Annotated in this window: 15 protein-coding genes and 5 tRNA genes; 17 read left to right on the top strand and 3 right to left on the bottom strand. The window is 65.2% G+C overall.

Going from position 1 to position 17,045, the window contains the following annotated elements:
• Positions 1-23 precede the first annotated feature (23 nt).
• The 10 genes from PJW05_RS10775 to PJW05_RS10820 all read left to right on the top strand — a co-directional run bounded on the left by PJW05_RS10775 (position 24) and on the right by PJW05_RS10820 (position 4,442).
• Positions 24-99 (top strand) — tRNA-Glu (locus tag PJW05_RS10775).
• A gap of 42 nt (positions 100-141) precedes the next feature.
• Positions 142-217 (top strand) — tRNA-Ala (locus PJW05_RS10780).
• A gap of 62 nt (positions 218-279) precedes the next feature.
• Positions 280-355: transfer RNA gene (locus PJW05_RS10785), tRNA-Glu, on the top strand.
• Positions 356-397: 42 nt separating this feature from the next.
• Positions 398-473: transfer RNA gene (locus PJW05_RS10790), tRNA-Ala, on the top strand.
• A gap of 62 nt (positions 474-535) precedes the next feature.
• A tRNA-Glu gene (locus tag PJW05_RS10795) sits at positions 536-611 on the top strand.
• A 168-nt stretch (positions 612-779) separates the two neighbouring features.
• Positions 780-1,319, top strand: coding sequence for a TetR/AcrR family transcriptional regulator (locus PJW05_RS10800; protein WP_271411695.1), 540 nt, complete (start codon positions 780-782; stop codon positions 1,317-1,319).
• Between the two features lie 11 nt (positions 1,320-1,330).
• Positions 1,331-2,173: an alpha/beta hydrolase gene (locus PJW05_RS10805; RefSeq protein WP_271411696.1), complete on the top strand. Its 843-nt coding sequence runs from the start codon at positions 1,331-1,333 to the stop codon at positions 2,171-2,173.
• Positions 2,174-2,268: 95 nt separating this feature from the next.
• Positions 2,269-2,919: a bifunctional 4-hydroxy-2-oxoglutarate aldolase/2-dehydro-3-deoxy-phosphogluconate aldolase gene (locus PJW05_RS10810; RefSeq protein ID WP_271411697.1), complete on the top strand. Its 651-nt coding sequence runs from the start codon at positions 2,269-2,271 to the stop codon at positions 2,917-2,919.
• A complete protein-coding gene (locus PJW05_RS10815; protein WP_271411698.1) occupies positions 2,916-3,365 on the top strand; it encodes an acyl-CoA thioesterase in 450 nt (149 codons plus the stop codon). The genes PJW05_RS10810 and PJW05_RS10815 overlap by 4 nt, the downstream gene beginning before the upstream one ends.
• Positions 3,366-3,467: 102 nt before the next feature.
• Positions 3,468-4,442, top strand: coding sequence for a tRNA dihydrouridine synthase (locus PJW05_RS10820; RefSeq protein ID WP_271411699.1), 975 nt, complete (start codon positions 3,468-3,470; stop codon positions 4,440-4,442).
• A 3-nt stretch (positions 4,443-4,445) separates the two neighbouring features.
• On the opposite strand, the gene PJW05_RS10825 is transcribed toward PJW05_RS10820, so the two are convergent.
• Entirely contained in the window at positions 4,446-5,189 is a 744-nt protein-coding gene (locus PJW05_RS10825) for an SDR family oxidoreductase (protein ID WP_271411700.1), read from the bottom strand.
• 112 nt (positions 5,190-5,301) lie between these two features.
• On the opposite strand from PJW05_RS10825, the gene PJW05_RS10830 reads away from it, so the two are divergent.
• On the top strand, positions 5,302-5,748 hold the full coding sequence (locus PJW05_RS10830; protein WP_271411701.1) for an Hsp20 family protein: 447 nt from the start codon (positions 5,302-5,304) through the stop codon (positions 5,746-5,748).
• An 89-nt stretch (positions 5,749-5,837) separates the two neighbouring features.
• On the opposite strand, the gene PJW05_RS10835 is transcribed toward PJW05_RS10830, so the two are convergent.
• Together PJW05_RS10835 and PJW05_RS10840 are read right to left on the bottom strand one after the other, a co-directional pair.
• Entirely contained in the window at positions 5,838-9,518 is a 3,681-nt protein-coding gene (locus PJW05_RS10835) for a sensor domain-containing protein (protein WP_271411702.1), read from the bottom strand.
• Between the two features lie 110 nt (positions 9,519-9,628).
• Positions 9,629-10,516: a LysR family transcriptional regulator gene (locus PJW05_RS10840; protein WP_271411703.1), complete on the bottom strand. Its 888-nt coding sequence runs from the start codon at positions 10,514-10,516 to the stop codon at positions 9,629-9,631.
• Between the two features lie 168 nt (positions 10,517-10,684).
• Between PJW05_RS10840 and leuC the strand changes: the two genes are divergently transcribed.
• From leuC to PJW05_RS10870, 6 genes are all read left to right on the top strand, one after another.
• Positions 10,685-12,109, top strand: a complete 1,425-nt coding sequence (leuC, locus tag PJW05_RS10845; protein WP_271411704.1) for a 3-isopropylmalate dehydratase large subunit — start codon at positions 10,685-10,687, stop codon at positions 12,107-12,109.
• Positions 12,110-12,124: 15 nt separating this feature from the next.
• A complete protein-coding gene (gene leuD, locus PJW05_RS10850; RefSeq protein ID WP_271411705.1) occupies positions 12,125-12,769 on the top strand; it encodes a 3-isopropylmalate dehydratase small subunit in 645 nt (214 codons plus the stop codon).
• Positions 12,770-12,792: 23 nt separating this feature from the next.
• Positions 12,793-13,557, top strand: a complete 765-nt coding sequence (locus PJW05_RS10855) for a class I SAM-dependent methyltransferase (protein ID WP_271411706.1) — start codon at positions 12,793-12,795, stop codon at positions 13,555-13,557.
• 42 nt (positions 13,558-13,599) lie between these two features.
• Positions 13,600-14,682, top strand: a complete 1,083-nt coding sequence (gene leuB / locus PJW05_RS10860; protein ID WP_271411707.1) for a 3-isopropylmalate dehydrogenase — start codon at positions 13,600-13,602, stop codon at positions 14,680-14,682.
• A 57-nt stretch (positions 14,683-14,739) separates the two neighbouring features.
• Positions 14,740-15,852 (top strand): aspartate-semialdehyde dehydrogenase, encoded by a 1,113-nt coding sequence (gene asd / locus PJW05_RS10865; RefSeq protein WP_271411708.1) that lies wholly within the window; start codon positions 14,740-14,742, stop codon positions 15,850-15,852.
• Positions 15,853-15,966: 114 nt separating this feature from the next.
• Complete coding sequence (locus PJW05_RS10870) at positions 15,967-16,995, top strand: aspartate-semialdehyde dehydrogenase (RefSeq protein WP_271411709.1); 1,029 nt, start codon at positions 15,967-15,969, stop codon at positions 16,993-16,995.
• The last annotated feature ends 50 nt before the right edge of the window (positions 16,996-17,045 follow it).

Genomic DNA, 17,045 nt, shown 5'->3' on the forward strand with positions numbered 1-17,045 from the left:
TCGCGAACAGGCATGAAGGTTTTGTCCCCTTCGTCTAGTGGCCTAGGACACCGCCCTTTCACGGCGGTAACAGGGGTTCGAGTCCCCTAGGGGACGCCATTTTCCAGCAGCATCGGCAGGCCGGTGCAGCCGAAGTGATTCGGGGCTATAGCTCAGCTGGGAGAGCGCTTGCATGGCATGCAAGAGGTCGACGGTTCGATCCCGTCTAGCTCCACCAAATACGATGCGCCACGCATCGCAGGGTCAGCCTAAACGCTGGTCCCGTTGTTAGAAGGTTTTGTCCCCTTCGTCTAGTGGCCTAGGACACCGCCCTTTCACGGCGGTAACAGGGGTTCGAGTCCCCTAGGGGACGCCATTTTCCAGCAGCATCGGCAGACCGGTGCAGCCGAAGTAATTCGGGGCTATAGCTCAGCTGGGAGAGCGCTTGCATGGCATGCAAGAGGTCGACGGTTCGATCCCGTCTAGCTCCACCAAATCGATGCCGCGCGCATCACACAGGGCCAGCCTAGCGCTGGCCCTGCTGTTCGAAGGTTTTGTCCCCTTCGTCTAGTGGCCTAGGACACCGCCCTTTCACGGCGGTAACAGGGGTTCGAGTCCCCTAGGGGACGCCACTTTCAAGTTTCCCGCTCTGCGGGCTTTTCAAGGGTCATTCCAATCTGGGATGGCCCTTTTGTTTTTCTCCTCAGAAAACCTCCAGCACCGACGAATGGCTTCATGCCCCGCTTGCCAATTTGTATTACGTCAATAATATTATGCTTGTAATTCAACTGGAGGCTGCCATGAGCGACAAGAAAGCCCAGACCCGCGAGCGCATCTTGCAGGCCGCTGCTTCGGCGATGCTGCGGCATGGCCCGCGGGAGCCCGGCGTGGCCGATGTGATGGCTGCCGCCGGGCTCACGGTTGGCGGTTTCTATGCCCATTTCGCCAGCAAGGATGCGCTGATGCTGGAAGTCTTCGACCAGCTGCTGCGCAAGCGACGCGAGCTCATGACGCTGGTGGATCCCAGTTTGCCGGGCGAAGAGCGCCGCGCACTGGCCGCCAGTTTCTATCTGTCGCGCAAGCACCGGGACGCCCTCCGTTCGGGTTGTCCGCTGCCCAGCAGCCTGGGTGTAGTGCCGCAATTGCCGGAGGCCTATCGGGAAATGCTGGCCGAACACCTGGAAGTGATCAGCGCCAGGTTGTGCGACAGCCCCGAGGAGGCCGATATGGCCCTCGCCGACATCGCTCTGATGGTGGGTGGGCTGGCCCTGGCGAGGGCCTTGGGGGAGAGCGATTTGTCTGATCGAGTATTACGCGCCGCCAAGGCGGCGGTCATTTGAGGAGTCCGACCATGAACCACCTGAGCCTGATTCGCGGCGTCAACGCAACTCTGGGGCGTCTGGCGCCGGAAGCTGTCGCCCGTCGCATGCGCCGCCAGTTCATGACGCCGCGCAATTTGCCGCCACGGGACTGGGAGATGCCGCTGCTGGCCAGTTCCGAGCGCATCACGCTTCGTTTCGGCCTGTCCGCGCTGCGCTGGGGAAGCGGCCCGACCGTGCTGCTGATGCACGGTTGGGAAGGGCGTCCGACCCAGTTCGCCGCCCTGATCGTAGCCCTGGTGGAGGCCGGGTATGGTGTGGTGGCGCTGGATGGCCCGGCTCATGGTCGCTCGCCGGGGCGTGAAGCCAATGTGGTGCTCTTCGCCCGGGCCTTGCTGGAGGCTGCCGGCGAGCTGCCGCCGCTGCACGCGGTAATAGGCCATTCCATGGGTGGGGCGAGCGCCATGCTGGCCAGTCAGATGGGGCTGCGTGCCAAGGCGCTGGTGAGCATTTCCGCGCCCAGTCGCATCCTCGGACCCATACGCAGCTTCGCCAGCTTCATGGGGCTGCCGCCGAAGGCTCGAGCGCATTTCGTGAGCCAGGTGGAGCACCATGCGGGAATTCCTGCCGCGCATCTGGACGTGCAGCGCTATCAAATGGACATCCCCGGTCTCGTGGTGCATGCCGAGGACGACCCGCTGGTACCCGCGGCGGACGCCCAGGTCATTCACGACGCCTGGTTCGATAGCCAATTGCTGCGGCTGGAGCGGGGCGGTCACCAGCGCCTGCTGGCCGACGGTCGTCTGGTCAAGGCGGTGCTCGCCTTGCTGGCGCAGGTCCGTGAGTCTCGCGTTGAAGTCGACGCCGTGCGCTGAGTGCGACAGGGCTGGCGGGTGACCTGCCGTCGGTGCTCTACTTCCAAGGTTCACCGGCCCGCGGGCCCGAGAACCCTGCAACGTGGAGAACTGATATGAGCCTGACGATGGATGTGGTGCTGCAGCGGGCGCGCCCGGTCCTGCCTGTGTTGGTGATTGAGGATATCGGGCTGGCCCTGGACCTCGCCGGGGCGCTGAGTGCCGGCGGCGTCGAAGTGCTGGAGGTGACCCTGCGTACGCCGCGCGCACTGGACGCGCTGGCGGCGATTCGCAAGGCGTTCCCGGACTTGCTGGTGGGGGCGGGAACCTTGATCCATACCGAGCAGTTCCTCGAGGCGCGCGATGCCGGAGCGCATTTTGCGGTCAGCCCCGGCTGCACCGAGCGCCTCGCCGCAGCCGCCGAGGAGTCTGGCTTGCCCTACCTGCCGGGGGTGATGACACCCTCCGAGGTGTTGCTGGCGCTGGAATACGGCTATCGCTCGTTGAAGCTGTTCCCGGCCAATGGCAACGGGAGCGTGAAGATGCTGAAGAGCCTGAAGGGGCCTTTCACCGGCATCCGCTTTTGCCCGACCGGCGGGGTGACTCCGGACAACCTGTTGAGTTTCCTGCGCCTACCCAACGTGGCCTGCGTCGGCGGTACCTGGATCGCGCCGTCCAGCCTGATCCGCGCCCGTGCGTGGGATCAGATCACCCAACTCGCCGCCGAGGCGCGCGAACTGGCCAGCAGCCTGGAGCATCATTCATGAATTGGGACATGCCCGATCCCTTCGTCATCGACATCACGGTCGTCGCTGACGACATCGACGGCCTCGGCCATGCCAACAATGCGGTCTACGTCAGTTGGCTGGAGCGTTGCGCCTGGCGTCACTCCCAGAGTCTGGGCCTGGACCTGGCCGAATACCGTCGGCTGGATCGCGCCATGGCCGTGCTGCGCCACGAAATCGACTACCTGGCGGCGGCCTACGAGAGCCAGGCGTTGCAGATGGCTACCTGGATCGTGGAGTCGGACCAGCGCCTGAAGATGGACCGACGCTTCCAACTGGTGCGCCCGGACGATGGCGCCACCTTGCTGCGTGCCAGGACCACCTTCGTCTGTATCGAGCTCTCCAGCGGCCGGCCCAAGCGAATGCCCGCCGAGTTCGTCGAGGGGTACGGGCGCGCGCTGCAGCCGCCGTACCCGCTGGAACTCTAGGCTCCGCACGAAAGACGTCTGTGCTCGGTCGTGCTCCGTGGGATATTCGTCGCCCGTCCCGCTGCGTAAACTACGCGCCTTTATCCTGTGAGCCTGTCATCCATGCAAATCGCCCTGGCCCCCATGGAGGGGCTGGTCGACGAAATCCTCCGCGATGTGCTGACCCGCGTCGGCGGCATCGACTGGTGCGTGACCGAATTCATCCGCGTCTGCGACCGCCTGCTGGCGGCCAGCACCTTCGAGAAACTGGCCCCTGAGCTGGCCCATGGCGCCCGCACCCGTGTCGGCACGCCGATGCGGGTGCAGTTGCTGGGCTCGGACCCGGTCTGCCTTGGCGACAATGCCGCCTTCGCCTGCGAACTGGGGGCTCCGGTAATCGACCTCAACTTCGGTTGCCCGGCCAAGACGGTGAACAAGTCCCGAGGTGGCGCCGTGCTGCTCAAGGAGCCTGAGTTGCTCCACGCCATCGTTCGTGAAGTGCGCCGCGCGGTGCCGGCGGCCATCCCCGTGACAGCCAAGATGCGTCTGGGCTTCGATAGCCCGGATGGCGCCCTGGACTGCGCGCGGGCGCTGGCCGAAGGCGGGGCCCAGCAGATCGTGGTGCATGCGCGGACCAAGGCGGAAGGCTACAAGCCGCCGGCTCACTGGGAGTGGGTGGCGCGAGTGCAGGAAGCGGTCAAGGTGCCGGTGTTCGCCAATGGCGAGGTCTGGACCCTGGACGATTGGCGCCGTTGCCGCGCCGTGAGCGGGGTTGAAGACATCATGCTCGGTCGCGGACTGGTGTCGCGCCCGGATCTGGCCCGGCAGATTGCCGCGGCGCGAGCCGGCGGGGCGGTGACCGAAATGAGCTGGGAAGAGCTCCAGCCCCTGCTCCTGGACTTCTGGCGCCAGGCCCGCCGGAAGCTGGCGCCGCGTTATGCGCCGGGGCGTCTGAAGCAGTGGCTGGGCATGCTCACCCGCAGCTATCCCGAGGCCGTGGCGTTGTTCGCCGAAATCCGCCGGGAGAATGACTGCGGCCGAATCGATGCGTTGCTCGGCCTGTCCGTCCAGCGGCGGGAGTGGGCCGAGGCCGTCTGAACGCTAGCGCCCGCCAGCGACATCGAGGAAGGTGCCACTGGTATAGGACGCCTCCTCGCTGGCCAGCCAGAGGATCGCGCCGGCCACTTCCTCCGCTTCTCCGCCGCGCCCCATGGGTACCGCCTGGCGTACCCGCTCCACGCGATCCGGCTCGCCGCCGCTGGCGTGGATTTCGGTGCGAATCACGCCGGGACGCACGGCGTTCACGCGAATCCCGTCGGCCGCCAGTTCCTTGGCCATGCCCAGGGTCATGCTGTCGATGGCGCCCTTGGCCGCCGCATAGTCGATGTATTCGTTGGGTGCGCCGATACGCGCGGCGATGGACGACAGGTTGACGATGGCGCCGCCCTGGCCGCCGTGGCGGGTGGACATGCGCTTGATGGCTGCGCGGGCGCAGAGGAAGCTGCCCACCACGTTGGCGCGGAGCACCCGTTCGAAGCGATCCGCGTCCATCTCTTCCAGCCGCATCTGCCGTTCCAGCATGCCGGCGTTGTTGACCAGCACATCCAGCCGGCCGAACGCGTGATCCAGGCGTTCGAACATCGCCAGCACCTGGGCCTCGTCGCCCACGTCGGCACCGAGCGCCACCGCGCGGCCACCGGCGGACTCGATCTCCCGCACCAGCGTTTCGGCGGCTTCCCGCTGCTGGCGGTAATTGATGCCGAGGGCGTAACCGCGCTGGGCGGCGAGACGGGCGGTGGCGGCACCGATGCCGCGGCTGGCGCCAGTGATCAGCATGACTTTCATGGAGGTTCCTCGGGGGCTTGAAATGCGTTCGGGCGTCCTTATCTAGGTTACTGCGGGAGGCCAAAAATTGGGTCCCGCCCTTGAACACTTGCTGATTATTCAGGAGATCATCATGAGCACTACGTTATCTCTCGCCCCCCTGTTCCGTCATTCCGTGGGTTTCGACCGTTTCAACGACCTGTTCGAGTCCGCCCTGCGCAATGAAAGTGGCAGCAGCTACCCGCCCTACAACGTCGAAAAGCACGGTGACGACCAGTACCGTATCGTGATCGCCGCGGCCGGCTTCCAGGAAGAAGACCTGGACCTGCAAGTGGAGCGCGGTGTGTTGACCGTCGCCGGCGGCAAGCGCGAGAAGAGCGACGAGTCCGTCACCTACCTGCACCATGGTATCGCCCAACGGGCCTTCAAGCTGTCGTTCCGCCTGGCCGACCACATCGAGGTCAAGGCCGCCGGGTTGCAGAATGGCCTGCTGAACATCGACCTGGTGCGCATCGTGCCGGAAGAGGCCAAGGCCAAGCGCATCCCGATCAATGGACAGCGCGCGGTGCTGGAAAACTGATCTCCGGGCCATACCGGAAAGAAGAGGGCGCCCGAGGGCGCCCTTTTTCTTGCCCGCGACTCGAGGTTGTGGTGGCTTTCGTGCCGGGGTCAGGTCCGCGACGGTCGCTGCCGGCTGTGGGCCAGCAACGCGCGGAACTCGGCCAGCGGTACGGGGCGGCTGTACAAGTAACCCTGGTACAGGTGGCAGCCCTGCTGCTCGAGGAAGGCCAACTGATCCTGGCGTTCAACGCCCTCGGCGATCATTTCCAGGCCCAGGCTGCGGGCCATGGCCACGATGGCGCGGATGATCTCCGCGTCGTTCGGGTCCTGGGTTGCGTCGCGGACGAAGGATTGGTCGATCTTCAGCACATCCACCGGCAGGCGCTTGAGGTAGGTGAGGGATGAATAGCCGGTGCCGAAGTCGTCCATGGCAAAGTTCACGCCCAGCTTCTTCAGCCGGCGCATCTTGCCGATGGTGTCCTCGATGCTCTGGATGACGATGCCTTCGGTGATCTCCAGCTTCAGCAGTTGGGGTGGCAGCTGGCTCCGCTGCAGGCTGCGCTCGACTCGTTCGACGAAATCGCTCTGGCGGAACTGCCGGGGGCTGATGTTCACGCACAGGCTGAAATCGCTGGCTTCGACCAGCCCCTCCGCCACCAGTTGCTCGCAGGCGTTGCAGGCTTCGTCCAGAACCCAGGCGCCTACGTCCAGGATCAGGCCGCTTTCCTCCAGCACCTGGATGAACTGCCCGGGGGACTGTGGCCCCAGGGTCGGGTGGTGCCAGCGGAGCAGCGCTTCGGCGCCCACCACGCAGTTTTCACGGGCGTCGACCTGGGGCTGGAAGTGCAGTTCGAACTCGCCGCGGGCCAGAGCCTGGCGCAGGTCGTTCTCCAGGCGCAGGCGTTCGCTGGCGGCCTCCTGCATGGTGCTGCGGAAGATCTGAATGGCGTTACGCCCGGAATCCTTGGCCCGGTAGAGCGCGATATCGGCGCGCTTGAGCAGGTCCTCCGGGCTGGCGCCGTGATCCGGGATCAGGGCAATGCCGATGCTCGGAGTGACCTGCAGGCGGTGGCCGTCCAGCCGCATGGGTTCGGCCAGCAGGGTGCGCAGTTTGTCGGCGATCCCGCGGACCTGGCGGGTGACTTCCGAACGCTTGCCTTCGAGCCCGGTCAGCAGCACCACGAACTCATCGCCACCCAGGCGGGCGACGGTGTCTTCCAGGCGCACGCTGGCTTCCAGACGGGCGGTGACCATCTTCAGCACGGCGTCGCCCAAGGGGTGCCCGAGGGAGTCGTTGATGTGCTTGAAATGATCCAGGTCGAGGAAGAGCAGGGCGCCGCGCATGTTGTGGCGCTGCAGCAGGGCGATCTGTTGGGTCAGGCGGTCGGTCAGCAGGGCGCGATTGGGCAGGTTGGTCAGCGGGTCGTGGTAGGCGAGGTGCTGGATCTGTGCCTGAGCGTCCTTCAGCGCACTGATATCGCGAGCGGTGAGCAGCAGGCAGGGCGTGCCGTCCAGGTCGATCTGCTCCACCGAGACTTCCACCGTCTTCTGATGGCCGTCGCGATGCTGGCCCAGCATTTCCAGGTGGTGCACGCGGCCGTTGCGTTTGATCGTTTCGATCAGGTGGTCGCGTTCGCTCGGCCGGGCCCAGATGTTCATTTCAGCGGCCGTGCGCCCCAGCACTTCCTCGGCGCGAAAGCCGGTCAGACGGCTGAAGCCTTCGTTGACCTCGATGTAGCGTCCGCTATCGCGCTCGGTGATGGTGATGGCGTCGGGGCTGGAATGGAACGCCTTGGCGAACTTTTCCTGGCTGGCCTTGAGTGCGGCCTCGGCCTGCTGGCGCGCGGTGATGTCTCGGAAGGTCGTGGTGATGCAGAGCTGGCGTTCGACGCGGATGAAGCGACTTGATACCACGCACGTCAGCAGGCGGCCGTCGCGGGTGAGGAAGTGCGCCTCGACGTTGTCCAGGCCCTGGTCGCGGAGCAGGTCGCTGAACAGTCGCGAGCGCTGCTCGGGCTCCGCCCAGAAGCGGAGTTGCGGCGCGGCGCGGCCGACGATCTCCTCCGGCTGCCAACCAAACACCTGGCTGAAGCTGGGGTTGATCTCGATGAACACGCCGTCACGGATGCGTGACACGCAGATGGGGTCGGGACTGGCCTGGAACAGGGTGACGAACTTTTCTTCCGACGCTGCCAGACGCTGTTCGCGGCGCACGCGCTCGCTGATGTCCATGAGGATGCCGGTCATCCGCTGGGGCTGGCCCCGCGCGTCGCGGTAGAGCTTGGCGGTGCTTTCCAGGTAATGCACTTCGCCGTCGGCGAAGCGCGTGCGGTAGGTCACCTGATAGTCGTCGCCGCGTCCCTCCAGCAACTCCTGATAGGCGCGGCGCATGCCCTGCCGGTCTTCCTCCGGCACGCAGACGAAGAAGTCGCGGAAATCGCCTTCGAAGGGCTCCTTGGCCAAGCCATGGAGCGCCGACGCACGGGCCGAACCGTAGAGGATGCCATTGGCGATATGCCAATCCCAGGTACCGAGGTCGGCGGATTCCAGGGCGAGGTTGAGCCGCTCCTGGCTCTCTTTCAGGGCCTGCTCCTGGGCGCGCTGGCGCGTGACGTCGCGGGCCGTCAGCACCAGGCATGTGTGGCCGCCCAGCTCGATTTCCTCGCCATAGAGTAGGCAGATGGCGCGGCTGCCATCGCGGCGTCTGAGGGTGACTTCCAGTTCGTCGAGACGTCCCTGGTGCTGCAGGGCGTCGAGCATCACCTGGCGTTGTCCTGGGTCGTCCCAGAGTCCCAGTTCCAGCGAGCTGTGACCGATGGTCTCGCCCTGGCTCCAGCCGAACTGGCGCTCGAATCCGCCGTTGACCTCCATGAAGCGGCCGCTGGCTCGGTCGGTGATCACCACGGCCTCGGGCGAGCTGCGGAAGGCTTTGGCGAACTTCTCCTCGCTGATACGCAGGGCCCGTTCGGCGCGCTTGCGTTCGGTGGTGTCGAGAAAAGTGCTGATCAGGTAGGACTGACCTTCCAGCTCGATGTACTGGCTGGAGAGCACGCCTTCGAGGAGTTTGCCGTCGCGGGTGCGCAATTTCACTTCCTGGGAGACCGGTGCCGCGTTGCCGCGCGCATGGCGATGCAGCCATTCGCGCTGACTGAGGTCTTCCCAGATGTTCAATTCCAGGGTCGTGCGGCCGATGGTTTCCGCCACCGGCCAGCCCAGCACGTCTTCGAAGTGGTGGTTGGCCTCGACGATCAGGCTGTCGGCGAGGCGGACCAGCAGTACCACGTCCGGGCTCAGGTGGAACAGGCTGGAGTAGCGCTGCCTGGAGTTGTCCAGGTCCTGGGCGCGCTGCTGTTGCCGGGTCACGTCGCGGATGACGCCGATCATCCGCCGGCGGCCATCGGCCAGGGGTTGCAGGCTGCCGCTGATTTCCAGCCAATGCAGGCTGCCGTCGGGCCAGCGGATGCGGTGGCGCATGGCGCGCTCGGCCGGGCGGCCGTCGAGCACTTCCTGAAACAGGCGCAGCACTTCGCTGCGATCGTCTTCGGGAATCAGCTGGATGTAATCCACCGGTTCGTTCAGCGGCCGGTGCGGGTCGATGCCGAACAGCGCTTGCGCGCCGCGGGACCAACTGACCTGGCCGGACTCGATGTCCCAGGACCAGGCGCCCAGCTGGGCACCGTTCAGCGCGGCCAGCAGGCTGGGGGCGTCCTGCCAGGATTGTTCGAAGGCGATGGGGTCAAGGGCAGGGATATGGGGAAGCGGGGGACTCGGGTCACTGACTTTGCGCATGCGCGCCCCTTCCGGCGATAGGGCAGGTATTCGGGTCGGTAAACGGCGCACGCTGATGGCGCCTTCCCGACCCTGTTCTTATGTTCTGCGGCTCAACTTAGCCTTTGCCGTTACAGGTACGCAAGGTCGTCGCGCTGTGCATCCAGCAGTGCCATGAAAGCCTTGGCGGCGTTGGACAGGGTGCGCTCGGTGTGCAGGATGTAGCCGAGCTGGCGCGACAGTTGGATGTCCTGCAGCGGCAGGCGGACCACCGAATCGTCGAGCATGGTGCGCGGCAGCACGCTCCAGGCGATGCCGATGGAAACCATCATCTTGATGGTTTCCATGTAGTTGGTGCTCATGGCGATGTTCGGCGTCAGCCCCTCGGCCTCGAACATGCGGCGGACGATGTGGTGGGTGAAGGTGTTGCCGCCGGGAAAGACCGCCGGGTGCCGGGCCACATCGGGCAGGAAGATGGTCTTGTCGCGGGCGAGGGGATGCTCCGGCGCGGCGACGAAGTCCAGCGGGTCGTTCCATACCGGGACCGCCTGCACCGGCAGCGCGGTTTCCGGTGCCAGGGTGATCACCGCCAGTTCGACGCGGCCGTGGACGATTTCCTCATAGGCCACCTCCGAGTCCAGGAACTGGATATCCAGCGCCACCTGCGGATAGGCCTTGGTGAAGGCGCGCAGCAGTGGCGGCAGGCGGTGCAGGCCGATGTGGTGGCTGGTAGCCAGGGTCAGGCGGCCGCTGATGTCGCCGGAGAGGTTGCTCAGGGCGCGGCGCGTGTCGTCCAGCACATTGAGGATCTGGTACGCACGTGGCAGCAGGGCTCGCCCGGCTTCGGTCAGGCTCACCTCGCGGCCCAGGCGGTCGAACAGGCGCACGCTGAGCTGCTGTTCCAGGGACGCGATGCGCTTGCTCACCGCCGGCTGGGTCAGGTGCAGGCGCTCGCCCGCTTCGGAGAAACTGCCGGCTTCGGCGATGGCAATGAAGGCGTTGAGGCTGGCCAGATCCATAGGGGGCTCCGTGATTGCTGGGACGCGCCTGACTTCATTCCTCGAAGGAATGCTTTAAATAAAAAATATGAATTTGAGTTATTCGATGCAAGCCCCTAGGATCGTCCCCACAAGCAAAAGGGGCTTTCGACCCCTGCGCACCGAAAGACGCTGATGAGGACCTGACCGATGGCCGGCAAGACGCTCTACGACAAGCTCTGGGATGCACACGAGGTGAAGCGCCGCGACGATGGCTCGTCGCTGATCTACATCGATCGTCACATCCTCCACGAAGTGACCTCGCCGCAGGCCTTCGAAGGGCTGCGCCTGGCGGGCCGCAAACCCTGGCGCATCGACGCCAACATCGCCACTCCGGACCATAACGTGCCGACCACCCGCGCCGAGCGCCAGGGTGGCCTGGAAGCCATCGCCGACGAAGTGTCGCGCATCCAGGTCAAGACCCTGGACGAGAACTGCGATGACTTCGGCATCCTCGAGTTCAAGATGAACGACGTGCGCCAGGGTATCGTCCACGTGGTCGGTCCGGAGCAGGGCGCCACCCTGCCAGGCATGACCGTGGTCTGCGGCGACTCGCACACCTCCACCCACGGCGCCTTTGGTGCGCTGGCCCACGGCATCGGTACCTCCGAGGTCGAGCATGTGCTGGCCACCCAGTGCCTGGTGGCGAAGAAGATGAAGAACATGCAGGTGCGTGTGGAGGGCAAGCTGCCCGCTGGCGTCACCGCCAAGGACATCGTGCTCGCGGTGATCGGCAAGATCGGCACCGCGGGCGGCAATGGCCATGCCCTGGAGTTCGCCGGCAGCGCCATCCGCGACCTGTCCGTGGAAGGCCGCATGACCATCTGCAACATGGCCATCGAGGCCGGTGCCCGCGTCGGCCTGGTGGCGGTGGACGAAAAGACCATCGACTACGTCCAGGGCCGCCCCTTCGCGCCCAAGGGCGCCGACTGGGACAAGGCCGTGGCCGCCTGGCGCGAGCTGGTGTCCGATGCCGATGCCCACTTCGACACCGTGGTCGAGCTGCGTGCCGAAGACATCATTCCGCAGGTCAGCTGGGGTACTTCGCCTGAGATGGTGCTGCCGGTGGATCAGCGCGTGCCGGATCCGGCCGTCGAAGCCGATCCGGTCAAGCGTGGCTCCATCGAGCGTGCCCTGAAGTACATGGGGCTGGCCGCCAACCAGGCGATCACCGATATCCAGCTGGATCGCGTGTTCATTGGCTCCTGCACCAACTCGCGTATCGAGGACCTGCGTGCCGCGGCTGAAGTGGCCAAGGGCCGCAAGGTCGCCCCGACCATCAAGCAGGCGCTGGTGGTGCCGGGTTCCGGCCTGGTCAAGCAGCAGGCCGAGAAGGAAGGGCTGGACAGGATTTTCATTGAGGCAGGGTTCGAATGGCGCGAGCCGGGCTGTTCCATGTGCCTGGCCATGAACCCGGACCGCCTGGAGAGCGGCGAGCATTGCGCGTCGACCTCCAACCGCAACTTCGAGGGGCGTCAGGGCGCCGGTGGTCGTACCCACCTGGTCAGCCCGGCCATGGCCGCCGCCGCCGCGGTGACCGGCCGTTTCGTCGATGTTCGCGAGTTGCTCAAGTAAGGAAGGAGAGTCGAGATGAAAGCCTTTACCCAACACACCGGTCTCGTCGCTCCGCTGGATCGCGCCAACGTCGACACCGACCAGATCATCCCCAAGCAGTTCCTCAAGTCCATCAAACGCACCGGTTTCGGCCCCAACCTGTTCGACGAGTGGCGTTACCTGGATGTCGGTCAGCCGAACCAGGACAACTCCAAGCGTCCGCTGAACCAGGACTTCGTGCTGAACTTCCCGCGCTACCAGGGTGCCAGCGTGTTGCTGGCCCGTGAGAATTTCGGTTGCGGCTCCTCCCGCGAGCACGCTCCCTGGGCCCTGGATGAGTACGGCTTCCGCGCCATCATCGCACCGAGCTATGCCGACATCTTCTTCAACAACAGCTTCAAGAACGGCCTGCTGCCGATCATCCTCAAGGATGAAGAGGTGGATGAACTGTTCCAGCAGTGCGAGGCCACCGAGGGCTACCAGCTGACGGTCGACCTGGCGGCGCAGACCGTTACCCGTCCGGACGGCAAGCAGTACAGTTTCGAGGTGGATGCCTTCCGCAAGCATTGCCTGCTCAACGGTCTCGACGACATCGGCCTGACCCTGCAGGACGCCGATGCGATCAAGGTCTTCGAAGGCCAGTACCGCGCGAGCAGCCCCTGGCTGTTTCGCGACGCTTGAAGCCGATCCCGGAGAAACGAGACGTGACTGACAGGGCCCATGAGCAGGTGGTACAGCGCCAGTTCGGTGAGCAGGCCAGCGCTTATCTGAGTAGTGCCGTGCATGCCCAGGGCGCCGAGTTCGCCCTGCTGCGGGCCGAAGTGAGCGGGCGCGACGATGCCCGCGTCCTCGATCTCGGTTGTGGCGCGGGCCATGTCGCCTTCCAGGTCGCGCCGCTGGTCGGCGAGGTGGTGGCTTACGACCTGTCCGAGCAGATGCTCGAGGTGGTGGCCATCACCGCGGCCCAGCGTGGCCTCGGCAATCTGGCGATCCAGCAAGGGGCCGCCGAGTCGCTGCCGTTCGCCGATGCCAGTTTCGATTTCGTCTTCAGCCGTTATTCGGCGCACCACTGGAGCGACCTGGGCCAGGCCCTGCGCGAAGTTCGTCGTGTGCTGAAACCGGGCGGTGTCGCCGCCTTCATCGATGTGGCCTCGCCTGGTCGTCCGCTGCTGGACACCCACCTGCAGGCGATGGAGGTGCTGCGCGACACCAGTCATGTGCGCGACTACTCGCCGGCCGAGTGGCTGCGGCAAGTGGCCGAGGCCGGCCTGTCCACCCGCAGTCACGCCCGCCAGCGCCTGCGCCTGGAATTCGCCTCCTGGGTCGAGCGCATGCGCACGCCGGAGGTATTCCGCGAGGCGATCCTGGCCCTGCAGAATGCGGTCGGCCATGAGGTTCGCGAGTATTTCGAGATTGCCGCGGACGGCTCCTTCAGCACCGATGTCCTGGTGCTCTGGGCCGAACGCTAGAACGAATTGCCTGGCGCGGAGTGCGCCTAACGAGAGGAAAGCATGAGCAAGCAGATTCTGATTCTCCCCGGTGACGGCATCGGCCCGGAGATCATGGCCGAAGCGGTCAAGGTGCTGGAGCTGGCCAACGATAAGTTCCAGCTCGGCTTCGAGCTGACCGAGGACGTCATCGGCGGTGCCGCCATCGACAAGCACGGTGTGCCCCTGGCCGACGAGACCCTGGAGCGTGCGCGCAAGGCCGATGCCGTGCTGCTGGGCGCCGTGGGTGGCCCGAAGTGGGACAAGATCGAACGTGACATCCGTCCGGAGCGCGGTCTGCTGAAGATCCGTTCGCAGCTGGGCCTGTTCGCCAACCTGCGACCGGCCATCCTCTACCCGCAACTGGCCGAGGCGTCCAGCCTCAAGCCGGAAGTGGTTGCCGGCCTGGATATCCTCATCGTCCGCGAGCTGACCGGCGGCATCTACTTCGGCCAGCCCCGCGAGCAGCGCGTGCTGGAGAACGGCGAGCGCCAGGCTTACGACACCCTGCCGTACAGCGAGAGCGAGATCCGCCGCATCGCCCGTGTCGGCTTCGACATGGCCCGCGTGCGCAACAAGAAGCTCTGCTCGGTGGACAAGGCCAACGTCCTCGCCTCCAGCCAGCTGTGGCGCGAAGTGGTGGAAGAGGTGGCCAAGGACTACCCGGACGTGGAACTCAGCCACATGTACGTCGACAACGCCGCGATGCAACTGGTGCGCGCACCCAAGCAGTTCGACGTGATGGTCACCGACAACATGTTCGGTGACATCCTGTCGGATGAGGCTTCCATGCTCACCGGCTCCATCGGCATGCTGCCTTCTGCCTCGCTGGATTCGCAGAACAAGGGCATGTACGAACCTTGCCACGGCTCCGCACCGGACATCGCCGGCCAGGGCATCGCCAACCCGTTGGCGACCATACTTTCGGTATCGATGATGCTCCGCTACAGCTTCAACCAGACCGCTGCCGCCGACGCCATCGAGAAAGCCGTCAGCCTGGTCCTGGACCAGGGGCTGCGGACCGGTGATATCCATTCCGCCGGCGCGACCAAGGTCGGTACCCGCGAAATGGGCGATGCGGTGGTCGCGGCCCTGCGGAATCTGTAATCTGTCGGGCCCGCTGGAGTACCAGCGGCCCACTTTTTCAAGAAAGGTGTAGTTGTCATGAAGCGTGTAGGTCTGATCGGTTGGCGCGGCATGGTGGGTTCCGTGCTCATGCAGCGAATGCTGGAAGAGCGGGATTTCGACCTGATCGAGCCGGTGTTCTTCACCACTTCCAATGTCGGTGGCCAGGGCCCCGCGGTCGGCAAGGACATTGCCCCGCTGAAGGATGCCTACAGCATCGACGAGCTGAAGAGCCTCGATGTGATTCTGACCTGCCAGGGTGGCGACTACACCAACGAAGTGTTCCCCAAGCTGCGCGAGGCCGGTTGGCAGGGTTACTGGATCGACGCCGCTTCCAGCCTGCGGATGCAGGACGATGCGGTGATCGTCCTCGATCCGGTGAACCGCAAGGTCATCGACCAGCAACTGGACGCCGGCACCAAGAACTACATCGGCGGCAACTGCACCGTCAGCCTGATGCTGATGGCCCTGGGCGGCCTGTTCGAAGCCGGTCTGGTGGAGTGGATGAGCGCCATGACCTACCAGGCGGCGTCCGGTGCCGGCGCGCAGAACATGCGCGAGCTGATCAAGCAGATGGGGGCGACCCACGCTGCCGTCGCTGACGACCTGGCCAATCCGGCCAGCGCCATCCTCGACATCGACCGCAAGGTGGCCGAAGCCATGCGCGGAGAAGACTTCCCCACCGAGAACTTCGGCGTACCCCTGGCTGGCAGCCTGATCCCCTGGATCGACAAGGAATTGCCCAATGGCCAGAGCCGCGAAGAGTGGAAGGGCCAGGCGGAGACCAACAAGATCCTTGGTCGCTTCAAGAGCCCGATCCCGGTGGACGGCATCTGCGTGCGCATCGGCGCCATGCGCTGCCACAGCCAGGCGCTGACCATCAAGCTGAACAAGGACGTGCCGATCGCCGATATCGAAGGCATGATCAGCCAGCACAACCCCTGGGTGAAGCTGGTGCCGAACCAGCGCGAAATCAGCATGCGCGAGCTGACCCCGACTGCCGTGACCGGCACCCTGACCGTACCGGTCGGCCGTCTGCGCAAGCTCAACATGGGCTCGCAGTACCTGGGCGCCTTCACCGTCGGCGACCAGCTCCTGTGGGGCGCCGCCGAGCCGCTGCGCCGCATGCTGCGCATCCTGCTGGAGCGTTGATGGCCGGTGGGGCAGCGATGAGGCTCGTCGGTGTCCCCTGACCCTCGATTGCCTGGTGGCGGGAGCGGCGGTTAAAGTGCCGCTCCCTGCACCGCCAGAAGTAGTCCCCCCTCCATGAGTCAGTCCCTCGACATCGCCGTGATCGGCGCCACCGGCACCGTTGGCGAAACCCTTGTCCAGCTCCTTGAGGAGCGGGAATTCCCGGTCGGCAACCTTCACCTGCTTGCCAGTGGCGAATCCGCGGGGGCCTCGGTGCCCTTCAGGGGGCGCAACCTGCGGGTACGCGATGTTGCCGATTTCGATTTCTCCCAGGCACGCCTGGCCTTTTTCGCGGCGGGCGAGGCGGTCACCCGCAGCTTCGCGTCCCGTGCCACCGCCGCCGGCTGCTCGTTGATCGACCTGTCCGGCGCGCTGGATCCCCTGGATGCGCCCGGCCTGGTACCTGAAGCCAATCCGCAACTGCTCGATGGGTTGTCTGTGCCCTATCGCCTGACCAGCCCCAGCGCGTCCGCCGTGGCCTTGGCCTGCGTATTGGCGCCGCTCGGCGATCTGCTCAGACCGCAGCGTCTCGGCGTGATGGCCAGCCTTGCGGTTTCCAGTCGAGGTCGCGAGGGTGTCACCGAGCTGGCCCGCCAGACGGCGGAGCTGCTCAACGCCCGTCCGCTGGAGCCGCGCTTCTTCGATCGCCAGATCGCCTTCAATATCCTGGCCCAGGCCGGCACGCCGGATGCCGAGGGGCACATCGCCCTGGAACGTCGGCTGGCGGGCGAAGTCAGGCAGTTGCTCGGTGAGCCCGATCTGCGTGTCTCTGCCACCTGCGCCCTGGCGCCGGTGTTCTTCGGCGACAGCCTGGCGGTTACCGTGGTGGCCGGGCAGCCAGTGGACCTGGCTGCGGTGCGTGAGCGCCTGGCGCGGGCGCCGGGCGTCGAGTTCGTGGAGGAAGAGGGCGATTATCCGACCGCTGTCGGCGACGCCGTAGGGCAGGATTCGGTATATGTAGGCCGGGTTCGCGGCGGGCTGGACGACCCTTGTGAACTCAATTTGTGGATTGCTTCAGATAATGCAAGAAAAGGCGCCGCGCTCAATGCTGTGCAGTCGGCCGAGTTGTTGATAAAACACTATCTGTCAAAGATACTTACCTGAAAATTTGTAGAAATATTCTAGCTTGACAATACTGGCTTGGCCTTGTCGTT

This window comes from Pseudomonas sp. Q1-7 (assembly GCF_028010285.1).
Classification (GTDB): domain Bacteria; phylum Pseudomonadota; class Gammaproteobacteria; order Pseudomonadales; family Pseudomonadaceae; genus Metapseudomonas.

Coding starts and splice junctions, on each gene's coding strand:
- PJW05_RS10800 (WP_271411695.1), top strand. CDS start 780: ATGAGCGACAAGAAAGCCCAGACCCGCGAGCGCATCTTGCAGGCCGCT.
- PJW05_RS10805 (WP_271411696.1), top strand. CDS start 1,331: ATGAACCACCTGAGCCTGATTCGCGGCGTCAACGCAACTCTGGGGCGT.
- PJW05_RS10810 (WP_271411697.1), top strand. CDS start 2,269: ATGAGCCTGACGATGGATGTGGTGCTGCAGCGGGCGCGCCCGGTCCTG.
- PJW05_RS10815 (WP_271411698.1), top strand. CDS start 2,916: ATGAATTGGGACATGCCCGATCCCTTCGTCATCGACATCACGGTCGTC.
- PJW05_RS10820 (WP_271411699.1), top strand. CDS start 3,468: ATGCAAATCGCCCTGGCCCCCATGGAGGGGCTGGTCGACGAAATCCTC.
- PJW05_RS10825 (WP_271411700.1), bottom strand. CDS start 5,189: ATGAAAGTCATGCTGATCACTGGCGCCAGCCGCGGCATCGGTGCCGCC.
- PJW05_RS10830 (WP_271411701.1), top strand. CDS start 5,302: ATGAGCACTACGTTATCTCTCGCCCCCCTGTTCCGTCATTCCGTGGGT.
- PJW05_RS10835 (WP_271411702.1), bottom strand. CDS start 9,518: ATGCGCAAAGTCAGTGACCCGAGTCCCCCGCTTCCCCATATCCCTGCC.
- PJW05_RS10840 (WP_271411703.1), bottom strand. CDS start 10,516: ATGGATCTGGCCAGCCTCAACGCCTTCATTGCCATCGCCGAAGCCGGC.
- leuC (WP_271411704.1), top strand. CDS start 10,685: ATGGCCGGCAAGACGCTCTACGACAAGCTCTGGGATGCACACGAGGTG.
- leuD (WP_271411705.1), top strand. CDS start 12,125: ATGAAAGCCTTTACCCAACACACCGGTCTCGTCGCTCCGCTGGATCGC.
- leuB (WP_271411707.1), top strand. CDS start 13,600: ATGAGCAAGCAGATTCTGATTCTCCCCGGTGACGGCATCGGCCCGGAG.
- asd (WP_271411708.1), top strand. CDS start 14,740: ATGAAGCGTGTAGGTCTGATCGGTTGGCGCGGCATGGTGGGTTCCGTG.
- PJW05_RS10870 (WP_271411709.1), top strand. CDS start 15,967: ATGAGTCAGTCCCTCGACATCGCCGTGATCGGCGCCACCGGCACCGTT.